13 protein-coding genes and 1 pseudogene are annotated in these 16,014 nt (G+C 43.1%); 6 read left to right on the top strand and 8 right to left on the bottom strand.

Going from position 1 to position 16,014, the window contains the following annotated elements:
* The 8 genes from NXX38_RS17630 to NXX38_RS17595 all read right to left on the bottom strand — a co-directional run bounded on the left by NXX38_RS17630 (window position 1) and on the right by NXX38_RS17595 (window position 7,977).
* Window positions 1-180 carry a hypothetical protein gene (locus tag NXX38_RS17630; RefSeq protein ID WP_148367246.1) on the bottom strand — a complete coding sequence of 60 codons (180 nt, stop codon included), beginning with the start codon at window positions 178-180 and terminating at the stop codon, window positions 1-3.
* Window positions 181-427: 247 nt separating this feature from the next.
* Window positions 428-1,702, bottom strand: a complete 1,275-nt coding sequence (gene nqrF, locus NXX38_RS17625; RefSeq protein ID WP_148367248.1) for an NADH:ubiquinone reductase (Na(+)-transporting) subunit F — start codon at window positions 1,700-1,702, stop codon at window positions 428-430.
* Window positions 1,703-1,720: 18 nt separating this feature from the next.
* A complete protein-coding gene (nqrE, locus tag NXX38_RS17620; protein ID WP_148367250.1) occupies window positions 1,721-2,347 on the bottom strand; it encodes an NADH:ubiquinone reductase (Na(+)-transporting) subunit E in 627 nt (208 codons plus the stop codon).
* 30 nt (window positions 2,348-2,377) lie between these two features.
* Entirely contained in the window at window positions 2,378-3,019 is a 642-nt protein-coding gene (locus tag NXX38_RS17615) for an NADH:ubiquinone reductase (Na(+)-transporting) subunit D (RefSeq protein ID WP_148367252.1), read from the bottom strand.
* Window positions 3,020-3,040: 21 nt separating this feature from the next.
* Window positions 3,041-3,715: a Na(+)-translocating NADH-quinone reductase subunit C gene (locus NXX38_RS17610; protein WP_148367254.1), complete on the bottom strand. Its 675-nt coding sequence runs from the start codon at window positions 3,713-3,715 to the stop codon at window positions 3,041-3,043.
* A 13-nt stretch (window positions 3,716-3,728) separates the two neighbouring features.
* Window positions 3,729-4,901, bottom strand: a complete 1,173-nt coding sequence (locus NXX38_RS17605; protein WP_004306321.1) for an NADH:ubiquinone reductase (Na(+)-transporting) subunit B — start codon at window positions 4,899-4,901, stop codon at window positions 3,729-3,731.
* 121 nt (window positions 4,902-5,022) lie between these two features.
* Complete coding sequence (locus NXX38_RS17600) at window positions 5,023-6,372, bottom strand: Na(+)-translocating NADH-quinone reductase subunit A (protein ID WP_008999400.1); 1,350 nt, start codon at window positions 6,370-6,372, stop codon at window positions 5,023-5,025.
* A gap of 204 nt (window positions 6,373-6,576) precedes the next feature.
* Complete coding sequence (locus NXX38_RS17595; protein ID WP_234132242.1) at window positions 6,577-7,977, bottom strand: C1 family peptidase; 1,401 nt, start codon at window positions 7,975-7,977, stop codon at window positions 6,577-6,579.
* A 218-nt stretch (window positions 7,978-8,195) separates the two neighbouring features.
* On the opposite strand from NXX38_RS17595, the gene NXX38_RS17590 reads away from it, so the two are divergent.
* The 6 genes and pseudogenes from NXX38_RS17590 (at window position 8,196) to NXX38_RS17565 (ending at window position 15,989) form a co-directional block, all read left to right on the top strand.
* Entirely contained in the window at window positions 8,196-9,425 is a 1,230-nt protein-coding gene (locus NXX38_RS17590) for a BamA/TamA family outer membrane protein (protein ID WP_217722250.1), read from the top strand.
* A gap of 137 nt (window positions 9,426-9,562) precedes the next feature.
* Window positions 9,563-10,309: a TolC family protein gene (locus tag NXX38_RS17585; RefSeq protein ID WP_148367258.1), complete on the top strand. Its 747-nt coding sequence runs from the start codon at window positions 9,563-9,565 to the stop codon at window positions 10,307-10,309.
* Between the two features lie 11 nt (window positions 10,310-10,320).
* Window positions 10,321-12,546, top strand: coding sequence for a hypothetical protein (locus NXX38_RS17580; protein WP_258980447.1), 2,226 nt, complete (start codon window positions 10,321-10,323; stop codon window positions 12,544-12,546).
* Complete coding sequence (locus NXX38_RS17575; protein WP_258980446.1) at window positions 12,536-13,846, top strand: O-antigen ligase; 1,311 nt, start codon at window positions 12,536-12,538, stop codon at window positions 13,844-13,846. The genes NXX38_RS17580 and NXX38_RS17575 overlap by 11 nt, the downstream gene beginning before the upstream one ends.
* Window positions 13,843-14,768, top strand: a pseudogene (locus NXX38_RS17570) (glycosyltransferase family 2 protein). The gene NXX38_RS17575 and the pseudogene NXX38_RS17570 overlap by 4 nt, the downstream one beginning before the upstream one ends.
* 27 nt (window positions 14,769-14,795) lie before the next feature.
* Window positions 14,796-15,989, top strand: a complete 1,194-nt coding sequence (locus NXX38_RS17565) for a glycosyltransferase family 2 protein (RefSeq protein ID WP_148367266.1) — start codon at window positions 14,796-14,798, stop codon at window positions 15,987-15,989.
* The last annotated feature ends 25 nt before the right edge of the window (window positions 15,990-16,014 follow it).

Genomic DNA, 16,014 nt, shown 5'->3' with positions numbered 1-16,014 from the left:
TTAAACTTTAGCCATGCCGGTCAATATATAATAACCTTTCAGGTTGTTCTCTTTCATGTAAATGGTTACTTCTGTCCTACAAGCTGTTACTAATGCATATCCCGTTAAGTTCGAACTCATTGCTTTAACAAATGAATACTCTGTATCATTGTGGATGAAAGATATACGATGATATTCCATAACCTATTGTGTTTAAAAATTCTATTGTGTAGCCAAATATACGAATATAATAGATAAGTACAGATAAAAAAGGAGAACTATCTTTTAAACAGACATAAAATAGATAGAAAACATAGCGGAAAGACATCATGGAATACCCTAAAAAAGAAGCGGGAAATCCAAGAAGCACTACTGCTTTTCAGATTTCCCGCTCTGTTTTATATATTCTTTCCGGTCATTTTACCGACCGATTGTTCTCTTCCGCGAATTATCCTCCGAAGTTATCGAACATCAGGTTCTGTGCCGGAACGCCAAGATCGTCAAGCATCTTCTCAACAGCTTTCGACATCGGGCCAGGACCACACATATAGTATTCAATATCTTCAGGAGCTTCGTGATTCTTCAGGTAAGTTTCGTAGATTACGTTGTGAACGAATCCCGGAGTATACTTCACGCCTGCAGCATCAGCAGCAGGATCCGGACGGTCGAGTGCCAGATGGAAAGTAAAGTTCGGGAAATCCTTTTCGATCTGCAGGAAATCTTCCAGATAGAACACTTCATTCAATGCACGAGCACCGTAGAAGTATGACATCTTACGATCAGTAACGTGCAGCGTCTTGGTCAAGTGCATGATTTGTGCACGCAACGGAGCCATACCGGCACCACCACCAATCCACATCATTTCCTTGTTAGAATCCAGAATCGGGTGGAAGTCTCCGTAAGGACCGCTCATTATTACCTTATCACCTGGTTTCAGGGTAAAAATATAAGAAGAAGCGATACCCGGCATTACGTCCATAAATCCAGGACCCTGTTCTTTCGGTTTGAACGGCGGAGTAGCGATACGTACTGTCAACATGATACGGTCACCTTCGGCAGGATAGTTGGCCATAGAGTAAGCACGAATTGTTTCTTCGTCATTCTTACATTTCAGTCCCATCAAACCGAATTTCTCCCATGCAGGCAGATATTCGTCACCGATCAATTTTTTATCAATGTCCTTGTCATAATCCATTGAGAATTTAGGAATCTTGATTTGTGCGTAAGAGCCCGGGATAAAGTCCATGTGTTCGCCTTTAGGCAAAGCAACGATAAACTCTTTGATAAACGTAGCCACGTTCTTGTTGGAGATTACTTCGCACTCCCACTCCTTCACACCCAAGATAGATTCGTCGATCTTGATAGCCATATCACTTTTCACTTTCACCTGACAGCCCAGACGCCAGTGGTCTTGTTGCTGTTTACGGCTGAAGTGAGGAACTTCAGAAGGCAGGATTTCTCCACCACCTTCGAGTACCTGGCATTTGCACTGTCCGCAAGAACCCTTACCACCACAAGCAGATGACAGGAATACTCCGTTTACAGACAGCGTATTGAGCAAAGTAGAACCGGAAGCCACTTCCAATTCCTTTTCGCCGTTGATTGTCAGTTTCACGTCTCCTGATGGCACCAAGAAATTCTTGGCAACCAACAAGATTACAACAAGCAACAGAATAACCACAAGGAATACCCCAATGCTCGCTAATATTAAATTCATATCCATTGTCTTATTCCTTTCTTTTTAGATGTTCAAACCAGAGAAACACATAAATGCGATTGCCATCAGACCTACTGTGATAAATGTGATCCCCAATCCTTTCAACGGAGCAGGTACGTCAGAGTAAGCCATTTTCTCGCGGATAGCAGCCAGACCTACGATAGCCAGTAACCAACCGATACCGGAACCCAATGCATAAGAGAGAGCATCCCAGATATCTCCAATGTATTTCGGATCGCTTGGAGCGAGATTGATACGTTGCTGCATAAACAGAGAAGCACCCATGATAGCACAGTTAACGGCAATCAACGGCAGGAAGATACCCAGTGAAGCATACAGCGACGGACTGAAGCGCTCTACCACCATCTCCACCAACTGCACGATACCGGCAATAACGGCAATGAAAAGAATAAAGCTCAAGAAACTAAGGTCGACACCTTCAATGATAGCATTAGCAGCCAGCACTTTGGTTTGCAACAAGTAGTTCACCGGAAGCGTTACCAGTAACACGAAAGTCACAGCAATACCCAGTCCTACGGCAGTCTTCACATTCTTCGAAACAGCCAGGTATGAGCACATACCCAGGAAGAATGCGAATATCATATTGTCCACAAAGATAGAGCGGACGAATAAACTTAATAAATGTTCCATATCTTTTAATTAAGAATTAAGAATGAAGAATTAATTACTTTCTTCTTGCAGTTCTTTGTGACGTGCACGTTGATACCATATAATGCAAGCTACGATAATCAATGCCATCGGCGGCATCAACATCAAACCGTTATTTACGTATCCGATATTCCGGATAGGCTCATAGTTCAGGATATTGAAACCGAGCAATGTTCCCGAGCCAAGTAGTTCGCGGAAGAAAGCGACGATTATCAAAATTTTGGCATATCCCAAACCATTACCTACACCGTCCAAGAAAGACTCCCAAGGACCATTCTGCATGGCAAATGCTTCCAGACGCCCCATCAGGATACAGTTAGTGATAATCAAACCTACATATACAGAAAGCTGAACACTTACATCATAAGCATACGCTTTCAGAACTTCACTTACAATAGTTACCAAAGCGGCTACCACTACCAACTGAACGATAATACGGATACGGTTAGGAATGGTTTTGCGCAACAATGAAATAACGACGTTAGCAAATGCAGTAATCACTGTTACTGAAAGTCCCATTACAATAGCAGGCTCCAGTTTTGCAGTGACAGCAAGTGCAGAACAGATACCGAGCACCTGTACGGTTACCGGGTTATCAATTCCCAACGGAGCAGAGAATACTTCTTTATTTCTCTTTGAAAACAGTTGTCCCATATTCTATCTTTCTCCTCCTTATTATTTAGTTAAAAAACTCAAGTAACTATTCAGGCAAGTCTTCAGCATGGCATCTACACCTACAGAAGTGATTGTACCACCAGAGATACCGTCCACCTGATATTCAGGTTTTTCCACCTTGCCATTCTTCACAACTCCAAGAGCAATAGAGCCATCCTCCAAAGTCTTCTTTCCAACGAATTCATTCTGGAAATGTTCGGTTGCAATTTCAGCACCCAAACCCGGAGTTTCACTAGCGTGTGAGAAATAAGTACCGTAAACGGTATCTTTATCCTCGTTCAGTGCAACATATCCCCAGATAGCTCCCCAAAGACCGGCACCATAAACAGGAACCACATATTTGGTCTGACCGTCCACTTCGCATACAAACACGTGCAGACGTTGTTGTTCTTTCGCTTCTTTCTCGTAGTTGGTAGCAAATTCACCTGTATTTTCAGTCAGCGTACCGTCTACGTTCATCAGCATGTCCCCTTTCACATATTTCTTATATTCAGCATCCGCATCTTCCACATTTTTAATGTTCAATGCAGCGAGTATCTGTTTCTTAGTGTCCAACTGCACATTCTTATCTTGTGTAGATTTCAATGAAGAACTAACGAATGCCAGCAGGAATGCTACGATAATAACCATTACCGAAGCATAAATGATAGTATAACTATTACTATTCGTATTCATTTTCTTTCGGTATTTATTGGTTAGACTTGATAGCGCGTTTTTCGCGACGGCTGATGTTACCCTGTACTACACAGTAGTCGATCAGCGGAGCGAAGATGTTCATCAGCAGGATGGCAAGCATCATACCTTCCGGATAACCCGGATTCAGTACGCGGATAACGATAGCCATCACACCGATCAGGAATCCGAAGATATATTTACCTCTTTCCGTACGAGCGGAAGTCACAGGGTCAGTAGCCATAAATACGGCACCGAAGCAGAAACCACCGAGAACGAGGTGTTCGTACCAAGGCATTTGAGCCATTGTGTTGTTTTCCATGCCGATTGAGTTGAATACCCATGCCATAAATGCACCACCGACAAATACGGAAATCATTGTCTTCCAACTAGCAACGCCTGTCCAAAGCAAGATAACCGCACCAATCAGAATAGCGATCACGCTGGTTTCACCGATAGAACCCGGAATCAGACCTGTAATCATATCCATGTTGAATGCAGGAACACTACCAGATGTAGCAGCTTGTCCCAGCGGAGTGGCAACGGTAAGTCCGTCTACGCTTTGTCCCAGACCGAAAATGCTGTCGCCTGATACCCAAACGGCATCACCGGACATCTTAGTCGGATATGCGAAAAACAGGAATGCACGCGTAATCAACGCAACGTTGAATACGTTCATACCTGTACCACCGAATACTTCTTTTGCAAAGATAACAGAGAATGCAGTAGCTACGGCAAGAATCCACAGCGGACAGTCAACCGGAACGATCATCGGGATCAAGATACCGGAAACGAGGAATCCTTCCTGTATTTCTTCTTTCTTCCATTGAGCTACCACGAACTCAATACCCAAACCTACTACATAAGATACGATAATTTTAGGCAGTACTGCCAGGAATCCGTATGCAAACATTTCGATAAAGCTGCCAGTAGCACCCGTGTGAGTGAAATGCTGGTAACCTACGTTATACATACCGAACAGCAAAGCCGGTACCAACGAAATAACCACAATCGACATGATGCGCTTGCTATCAATTGCGTCATGTATGTGCGTTCCCGTTTTCGCAGTCTTGTTGGGCACGAACAGGAATGTTTCGAAGCCGTCAAACACCGACTGGAATGCGTGGAATTTGCCGCCCTCTTCAAAGTTCGGCTTTATCTTATCGAGATAATTTCTTAACGCTTTCATTTATTAAATTGAGAATTGAAAATTGAGAATTGAGAAATAGCTACGCTGTGTTTACCAGAAGACAATTTCATAAAGTCTCAACTATCATTTTTTAATTTTTAATTTTTAATTCTTAATTCTCCTATGCCATTTCCGAACGGAGCATATCAAGTCCGGCACGAACGATGCGTTGCAGTTCCATCTTCGAAGAGCAGACGAATTCGCAAAGAGCGAAATCTTCAGGAGCCACTTCATAGATGCCAAGTGCTTCCATACGGTCGATGTCACCGGCGATGATTGCTTTAATCAGATATTCGGGCAGGATATCCATCGGGAATACCCTATCGTATTCACCCGACATAATCATGTGACGTTCGCCACCTTTGATGCGGGCATCCAGCGTATATTCCTTCTTACCCATCAACCAGCTGAAATAAGAATGGTTGGCACTGAACTGGTTGAAGCGCGGCATGATCCATCCGAGCATTTCGTGAATGTCGTCACCTTCGGGGATCACAGTCAGTTGGCTGTGGAATGCTCCCAAGAATCCGTTCGGAGATACTTGCTTTCCTGTCAGCACATTACCGCTGATATAGCGTAAGTCTTTGTCTTTTGTTACATTACCGGCAAACACGTTGGTGAGCAATGCGCCTACCCGGAGTTTGCAGTATGCAGGTTTCAACACTTCGGAACCTGTCACAGCTATTGTACGGGTGAAATCTACACGACCTGTATTGAAAAGGCGGCCAATGAAGATTACGGCTTGCGGATCAATAGTCCATACCGTTTCTCCCTTGGATACGGGGTCGAGATGGTTGATCTGAACACCTACATTACCCGCAGGGTTCGGTCCGTCGAAAGCGGTGATTGTAACATTCTTAGCCTGTGTCAGTGCAGCAGCGTTCTGTTTCACACTGATATTCAGATAGGTTTTTGCCAGTTTGGCAAGAGCATCAAGTCCTGTCTGGAAGTTTGTTTCTTCACCTTTGAGGGCAAACTCAAAATCCGGAGCTAACGGATTAGTGTCGAATGCGGATACAAAGATTCCTTTCGGAGTGACCGTCGGATCAGCAATGATGTCATAAGGGCGCTGTTTGATAAACGCGAAAAGTCCGGCTTCCAACAAAGCGGTTTTCACAGCTTCAGCATCCATCGAAGCAACATTCTTTTTTCCAAAATCTTCATAGTCCTGCTCTGCAGCAGCTTCCACTACGATGTTCAACACCTTACGACGAGCACCACGTTCAACACTCGTCACCACGCCGCTCACCGGCGAAACAAATTTCACTTCAGGATGATACTTGTCGATAAACAAGGGTCCACCAGCCATTACATACTCCTGCTCTTTCACGACTACCTTAGGCGTCACTCCAGGAAAGTCATCGGGTACGAGTGCGTAGAACCCCGGTTCTTTTACTGTTGCGTACGTTTCAGCAGCTTTACCTTTCAGGTTTATGTCAAGGCCTTTACGTAACTTTATTACATTTGCCATGCTAGATAAAATAATGGTTTCATAAATTTGCCGCAAAAGTAATAAATAAGATTGGGATTCGGGAGGAAAAAAGAAAGGAATTACGGAAAAATATCCGTAATTCCTTTCGTGTTCGTGCACGTTCTTTCTTTTGCCTCTTTGAAGCAAAAGAAAGAACCAAAGAAAAATTAGAGACCTCGCGGCATACAGGTCTATGCAAAGTGGTTATTCCTCTCCGGCAAACATAGGGTCCCAGGCAGGAAGTCGAATAGGCTTCTGTTTCAACACCTCAAGTGCTTTTTTCGATGCGTATTTCGTTTCTACTACCAGACGGAACATATATTCATCAAACCAGTCATCCGTCATGATGAGATGTCCTTGATAACCGGAGGTTGCTCCCCAACTATTTTCAACCATCCATTTCGTCGGTTTTCCGTTTTTGTCAAGATCGACGGCCATAAGAGTCATGGCGTGACTGGAGCCACTGGCGAAACTTTGGATGCGTTGCTTCTTGTTCATGCCAAAAGAAGTACCCATAAGGGATTCGTAATCGTAGTTTTTGACATCCAGTAAACCACGATCGGAGTTTAGGAATTTACCTACATCGCAAGAAAAATACATCATTGTGCTATCCTTGAGAGAAGAAATAGCCATTTCTTTGATGTCCTCGATGGGGAGATTGACATACGTCCAGTTTTTGCCGTCGTAACGGTGGCGGTCGTAGTCTATCTCATAACATTTATAATATTCACGGCTCGGATCGTTCATTAACATGACATAATTGTCAATCAGTTTTTCGTCACCATACTTCTTCAGGAAAGAAAGCGGAGTGTAAGTTTCGGTAGATACAGGCTCGCCTTTAGCGTTGTATTCAGTCCAGGTAAATTCAGTGGGAGGAACACCGAGATTCAGCACTAACATGCGATAGATGGTGCTCAACATTTCTGTTTTTGTTTTCTCAAGGGCAGCAGGTTTGGCACCTTGCGCAGCGAGATCACGGAGTTGAAGCCCCTGCTCACGAAGTTTCAGGGCGATCAGACCTGCCATGCGGGAGGTATTTTCACTGCTATTGGTTTCCGGCATCACATCTTTGGGAACAAGCCCGTATTTACTGACGATATCGGCTACACCGGTGAATGTTCCACCGTCACTCAAAGGATTGCGTAAGAGCCATTCCACCATTTTATCGTCCATCGGCTTACTGCTGGTGTCGATAATACCTTGTAGAAAGAGATTAGCTTTCTCCAGCTGATCGAAGAAGAAAGGATAAGTTTGCGAGAATTCGAACGAGCCGAGGTTATGCTTGGCAATCGCTTTGGCACGCATCACATTCAGACCAGTGAAAAGCCAGCAACGACCGGAAGATTTCTGATCGGTAATACCTTTGGAAGGCACTTTGATGGAGAAATGTGTATCCATCCCCTTCAGGTTATCCTGGTTGAGAGCCAGTTTACGGATGTCGTTGCTGCCGATAGCGTTGCGGATAGCCTTGTCGGCAGGAGTGTTTGCGTAACTCTGCTTGATTTGTTGCATCATGGAGTCGCTGATGCCACCTTTCACTTCTTGCGCTTGTGTAGAATAAGAAAAAGCACAGAAAACAAAAATTGATAAAATCTGTTTATTCATTGATATAAGTAATTAATTAATAGGCTGACGGATCATGATACACTAATAAATACAGTTTGAATGTATGAGATTAAATCATGCGATTTTATTTATCAGCATATCGGAAAACATCATATTCCGCAAAAATACGATTCTTTTTTAGATTTATTATCTAAGAATATCAAAACTAATTGGAATAAAAGAGTTTTCTTTGCAGTCAAATTCCTCACAGAGAAATTATGAAGAAATATATAATAGGAATATTGATGATGCTTCCATCCATCAATATGATGTCAGCCGCGGCTAACAGTACGGCAGTAAAGAGCGATGTAGATATTGAAGACATCCCGTCAGATACCATTCCTGCCCTTTCAAAGCGCGAGTTGCGCCGCCAGCGTGTAGCAAAACGAAATTTGCACTATAACATATTAGGTGGTCCCAGCTACACACCGGACTTCGGTGTATTGGTAGGCGGTAGTGCCTTGATGACGTTCCGGATGAATCCGAGTGATACCACCCAACGACGTTCGGTAGTGCCAGTGGCCATTGCCTTGATGTTCAAAGGTGGGCTGAACTTGATGACAAAACCACAACTTTTCTTTAAAGGAGACCGCTTCCGTATCTTCGGAACTTTTTCTTATAAAAATACGATCGAGAACTTTTATGGCATCGGCTATTCCACTAATAAAGATTATGAACGTGGAGAAGATACCAGCGAATACCGTTACAGCGGCATCCAAGTAAACCCCTGGTTCCTGTTCCGTCTGGGAGAAAGCAACATTTTTGCAGGTCCCCAAGTCGATTTGAACTATGATAAAATTACCAGGCCGGCTGCCGGAATGGTTAATGAACCCTCGTATATGGCGGCAGGAGGTACAGAAAGCGGATACGAAAATTTCAGCTCCGGACTCGGTTTCCTGCTGACGTATGACACACGTGATATTCCCGCAAATGCATATAACGGAACCTACCTCGACTTCCGGGGAATGATGTATAATAAAGTATTCGGAAGCGATAATAACTTTTACCGTTTGGAAATCGACTATCGTCAATACAAAACAGTAGGCCGCCGCAAGGTGATAGCCTGGACAGTGCAAAGCAAAAACGCATTCGGAAATGTGCCCCTAACAAAATATGTACTTAGCGGAACCCCCTTCGATCTTCGCGGTTACTACATGGGACAGTTTCGCGACAAGTCCTCGCATGTCCTGATGGCCGAATACCGCCAGATGATAAATACGGACAAAAGCACTTGGGTGAAAAAGATGTTAAGTCATATAGGATATGTAGCCTGGGGAGGATGCGGATTCATGGGCCCCACTCCGGGCAAGATAGAAGGTGTGCTTCCCAACCTCGGACTGGGATTACGCATTGAAGTTCAACCCCGTATGAATGTACGTCTCGACTTCGGAAGGGACATGGTGAACAAGCAGAATCTGTTCTACTTCAACATGACAGAAGCCTTCTAATACCATTTTAGCAACGATCTGTGCACAATTTACACGCAAGATTGCAAAATAGATAATAAAAGACTGTACATAAATGAAATTAATCCTTATATTTGCGCAAGCTATAACACAGCAAGAGCAAATAATAGGATTTTTTTATGAAGCAATTTATATGTTTTTTTTCGGGGCTATTACTTCTATTCATCTCTACCACCCGTGTAGTTGCACAAGAAGTGTCTGACTATTCTCAACTAAATGAAGAAGATTATAGTAAAATAATTCTCCCCCCACTATCCGTTTTATTCGAAAACGCCAAGAACAGCCCTATTTATGAGATGGCGGACGTAAAAGCGAGAATCGAGCGCAAATTACTCCAAAAAGAGAAATGGTCATTTCTAGGTTTCTTCAGTTTACGGGGAAGCTATCAATATGGAATGTTCGGCAATGAGTCCACTTTTACGGACGTGGCAGTCGCTCCATACCTCACCTACTCCACCCAGGCACAGAATGGTTACACGGTAGGTGCAGGTTTAAGTATTCCATTGAACGATTTATTCGACCTCAAAGGACGAGTTAGCCGCCAAAAGCTTACGCTCCGGAGTGCAGAACTAGAACGAGAAATGAAGTATGACGAAATCAAAAAAAGTATTATTGAAATGTACACAATGGCAACTTCGCAGATGAAAGTTCTTCAAATGAGAAGTGAAAGTTTGGTGCTAGCTAATGTGCAATACGAGATTTCTGAAAAGAACTTTGCCAATGGGACTATTGAATCTACCGATTTATCTACAGATAAGGAAAGACAATCTCAAGCCCGTGAGGCATATGAGAATAGCAAGTTCGAATTAACAAAGAGTTTAATGATACTCGAAGTTATTTCACGCACTCCCATCATACGAAAATAAAAGACTAAGATATGAACTATATCATTTCTATCATACGAACCCTATTTCGCCATCGTTGGCTGATATTGATAGGAACCGCTTTCTTCACATTGCTGGTTATTTACTACACACGGCATATGCAAGGAGGATATGATGTAAAAGCTACATTATATACAGGGGTAGCTTCTGGTTATAATCTAGAGAGTGATAAACGTACAGACTGGGCAACAGTACAAAACTCAATGGACAATTTGATCAGCATCATGCAGGCCGAAAGTACGTTGAAGAGAGTATGTCTACGGTTATTTGCGCGAATTCTTATTCAGGGAAACCCAGATAAAGAAAATAACGGTATTACTGCTTCAAGCTATAACTATACTTACAATCACTTGAAAAATAGTCCGAATGGGGCTGAAATTCTAAAACTAATCGACAAGTCGAGTGAAGATAAGACAGTAGCTAATCTGGAAAAATATATGCGTCCGCATAAAGATAACTATATCTATGGACTATTTTACTACAATCACCCCTTTTATAGCTATAATGCCGTGAAAAACATCAAAGTACAGCGTCGATTGACTAGTGATTTGTTGGATATCAGCTATTCATCCGGTGATCCGGGCATCGTCTACAATACAGTGAGTATTCTAATGGACGAATTTGTAGAAGAATATCGTCGCATTCGTTATGGAGAGACGGACAAAGTAATCAAATACTTTGAAGAAGAGTTGAAGCGCATCGGAAAGAAACTAAACTTAGAAGAAGAAGACCTAACGAAGTATAATGTAGAGAAACGCATCATCAACTACCTTGACGAGACCAAGGAAATAGCTGCCATCAGCAAAGAATACGAGCTAAGAGAGCAGGATGCACTTTTTGCTTTTAATAGTAGTAAATCCATGCTTGAAGAACTAGAGAAGCATATGGACAGTAATGCAAAACAGGTGCTCAAGAACATGGAATTTGTAGACAAACTGCGAGAAGCTTCCAACATTACTGGTAGAATATCGGAGGCCGAAGCGATGACTGTTTCCCAAAAAACAGACGATCAGACCTTGGTAAATGAAAAGAAACGGCTCTCTGAAGTCAAGCAAGAATTAAATGACTTAACATCCTCCTATATCGGTCATAAATATACCAAAGAGGGCGCCTCACGAACCAATATCATCGACCAATGGTTGGAACAAACTCTACTATACGAGAAAGCCAAAGCTGAATTACAGATTGTACAGAATGCACGTAATGAATTGAATGACCGATATGTCTTTTTCGCACCAGTAGGTACTACCATCAAGCAAAAAGAGCGTATGATAAATTTCACCGAACGCAACTATCTCACTGTACTTCAAAGTTATAATGAAGCCTTATTGAGAAAGAAAAATCTAGAAATGACATCTGCCACTTTGAAAGTACTCAACGAGCCAACTTATCCGATTTCGTCCAACTCAACCAATCGGAAACAGATTGTTATAGCTGCTTGTGCTGTCAGTTTTCTCATCATAGTCGCTTTATTGTTACTAGTCGAAATGCTTGACAGGACTTTACGAGATTCCAGCCGTACCAAGCGAGTCACCGGATTTAAGGTAATAGGCGCTATTCCCAATACAAGCCCCTCTCGCTATGGAGGTCTGACCAAGACTTATGTTCAGCTTTCCGTAAAAGAATTAAGCAATTCAATACTTCGCTTCCTGACTAAGCGCAAGTCTCCCGGCGTGTTCATCATCAACCTTTTCAGCACCAGTGACAATTCCGGAGAAGAAGAATTGGGGAATTTGATTTGTGGATATATGCAAAGCCGGATGTTAAATACCAGATTTATCACCTACGGAGTAGATTTCAATACAAACTCGACCCAATTTCTACTAGCCAAGAGTATTACAGACTTTTACACTTTGCAAGGAGAAGATGTGCTGATAGTTGCTTATCCGCCATTGTCGACCAGCAATATTCCAAGTGCTCTGCTACATGACGCCAACGCCAATATCCTAGTGGCTTCGGCAGACCGTGGCTGGAAAACTATTGACAAGCAACTTTGCGAACAACTCACACAGCAACTGGGTAAGACGGATGTTCCATTCCGTATATGCCTCACAAATGCGAATCGTGAAGCAGTAGAGGACTTTACAGGACAACTTCCACCCCATACATTGCTGCGCAGAATCGGCTATCGTCTCAGTCAGTTATCATTAACAGAAAAAATCATATTCAATCTCAGAAGAAAAGCCAAAGAAGCAGAAGACGAGGACGATGACGAATAAGGTAACCGCTTTCCACCTCCTGCTTGCCGCACAGTTCGCACTAATCGCGGCAAGTATGTTCGTAAACATCAAGATAGGATTATTCTCAATGGTGCTTATCTTATTGTTTACTACGATCTGTCTGATACAACTCAGCAATGACGAGCGCACTAACTGGAAACTCGGACAAAATATAATGTCCTATTTATTCATTGTCTGGTTATTGTATTATATACTGGAGATACTGAATCCAAACAATGTGATGGCAGCTTGGAATATTAACCTCACTCCTTATGCTCTCATCCCCTTGATATGTGCATTCGTCGTTCCGATCGTAATGCGTACCAAGAAAGACATTGAACTACTATTAATTATATGGTCAATATTTGTTTTGATATTCACCCTAAAAGGTTATTGGCAGAAGAATCATGGGTTCAGTTCTAAAGACCTTTATTTCTTACATGTAGTGGGAGGTGCACGTACTCACATTATCTGGTCAGGCATTCGTTATTTCTCTTGTTTCTCTGATGCAGCCAATTACGGCGTTCATGCCGCCATGTCTGCTGTGACCTTTGCCATTGCCTCATTCTTTGTTGACTCCAGATGGAAACGCATCTACTTCCTTTTTATTGCTTTTTGCGGCATTTATGGAATGGGAATCTCCGGAACCCGCTCTGCCATGGGCGTCCTTATGGGTGGCATGCTGATGATAACCGTCATAGCAAAGAATTGGAAAGCATTATTGGGAGGTATATTCATATCTATCAGCGTTTTCGCATTTTTCTATTATACCAACATCGGGAGCGGAAACCAATACATTCACAAAATGCGTTCCTCTTTCCATCCAACCGAAGATGCTTCATACCTCGTACGTGTCGAAAACAGGATGCGAATGAAAGAATTGATGGCAAAGAAGCCTATCGGATATGGTGTTGGGCTTTCAACCGGAAATTTCGAACCGAAAGAACAAATGCCCTATCCTCCAGATTCATGGTTAGTCGGTGTATGGATAGAAACAGGAATTGTCGGACTCATTCTCTATCTGGGCATACATAGCATTCTATTCGCTTGGTGCTCATGGCTACTGATGTTTAAAGTACGCAATAAGAGCTTGCGCGGATTAGTGGCAGCCTGGCTTTGTATGGATGCCGGTTATTTCATTGCGGCCTATGTCAACGACGTAATGCAATATCCCAATCCACTGACTGTATATATAGGATTCGCACTCTGTTTTGCCGCTCCTCATATAGACAAGCGCATCAGTGAAGAAGAGAAAGAAAAAGAACTAGTAGCCACTCAAAAGACTGACGAACAAATATGACAAACAATATTCCAGACATATCATTTATCACAATCTGCTACAATGGATTCAAAGACACATGCGAACTGATAGAATCACTACAGAAAAAAGTACATTCTGTAAGTTATGAAATCATAGTCGTAGACAATGCTTCACACGAAAACGAAGCAGCTAAAATACGCCACCTGTATCCCACCGTTGTCGCTATCCGCAGCAATGAGAACAGTGGTTTTTCCGGCGGAAACAATATCGGCATCCGGGCAGCAAAAGGCAAATATATATTCCTTATCAATAATGACACCTACATCGAATCCGACAACATCGCATGCTTAATAGAACGATTAGAAAGTCGTCCGGAAATAGGAGGTGTATCTCCCAAGATACGCTTTGCATTTCCACCGCAACACATACAGTTTGCCGGCTTCACCCCTTTGTCACGAATCACGCTACGCAATAACATGCTGGGCTTCGATTGTCCGGACGACGGAACATTCGACACTCCCCACTCTACCCCTTACCTGCATGGGGCAGCCATGATGCTCAAACGGGAAGTCATTGAAAAAGCAGGAATGATGCCCGAGATATTTTTCTCTACTATGAAGAACTAGACTGGAGCACAAGCATGACCCGTGCCGGATATGAGCTATGGTACGATCCTCGTTGCACCGTTTTTCATAAAGAAAGCCAGAGCACTGGACAACTCAGTAAATTGCGTACTTATTATCTGACACGCAACCGTCTGTTCTATGCCCGACGCAATCTGAAAGGGTTCAACCGCATCGCCTCCATTGTTTATCAGAGTACCGTGGCTGCTACAAAGAATAGTCTGGCTTTCATACTCAAAGGTCGTTTCGACCTGGCGGCAGCCATATTTTATGGAATAAACTCCGGACTTTTTCGCCCGTCATCCGATAAAACGAGCATTGTCTCACCTGATAAATAAAACGTTGTGTCATAAATTCCAACTACTATGAATATCGTCGATTGGATTCTTTTTGTACTTTTCGCGCTTTGCGTATGTTATCTGTTGCTATACGCCATTGCTTCCAAGTTCTACCGGGCACCTCAATTTTCAGAAGCCCGTACCCTCCGACGTTTCGTCGTACTCTTCCCGGCTTATAAGGAAGACCGGGTGATCGTCTCTTCCGTACGCAGCTTCCTGGGACAGGAGTATCCGAAAGAGATGTTTGATATCATCGTTATCTCTGACCAAATGCAGTCTGCCACCAACGAACTCTTACGCTCCTTGCCTATCCGACTGCTGATAGCCGACTATAAAGACAGCTCCAAAGCCAAAGCACTGACAATGGCAATGGATGCCATCGACGGAATACCCTACGATGTAGTAGTTATCATGGACGCTGATAATCTGACTTCCCCGAACTTCCTGACAGAGGTAAACCGTGCATTCGATAGCGGTGTGCGGTGCATACAAGCCCACCGGACCGGCAAAAATCTGAATACAGACATTTCTGTTCTGGATGGCATCAGCGAAGAAATCAATAATGGCATCTTCCGCAGCGGACACAACGCACTAGGACTTTCAGCTGCATTATCCGGTTCAGGAATGGCTTTTGAAGCCGACTGGTTCCGACAAAACGTCCGACTTCTTGAAACAGCAGGCGAAGACAAAGAACTAGAAGTACTTCTTCTGCAACAACGCATTCACACCACCTACTTACCGGAAATTCCAATCTATGACGAAAAAACGCAGAAAGAAGAAGCCATCAGCAATCAGAGAAAACGCTGGATAGCTGCCCAATTCGGCATTCTCCGCAGTTCATTTTCCGGATTACAGAAAGCAATCCGCCAAGGTAACATTGACTACTGCGACAAGATAATTCAGTGGATGCTTCCTCCGAGACTGATCCAAATGGCAGGTGTTTTCGGACTGACATTCATTTTCACAGCCATCGGTATCTGGTCAAGTCTGAAAGGCGATTCCGGAAACGAATGGATGATAGCCATAAAATGGTGGATATTATCCATAGCCCAGATAGTAGCGATGATATTGCCCATACCAGGAAATCTGCTTAACAAACAATTGGGTAAAGCGGTCATAAAAATCCCGATGCTGGCGCTCACTACCATCGGCAATTTGTTCAAGTTGAAAGGAGCTTATAAGAAGTTTATCCATACAGAACATGGAGAAAACCATTCTTAAAGAAAATTTTCTTGAGAAACAGGAG

The sequence above is a fragment of the Bacteroides sp. BFG-637 genome (genome assembly GCF_024793605.1).
Classification (GTDB): Bacteria; Bacteroidota; Bacteroidia; order Bacteroidales; family Bacteroidaceae; genus Bacteroides; species Bacteroides vicugnae.
This window is presented reverse-complemented; position numbering and strand designations above follow the sequence as displayed.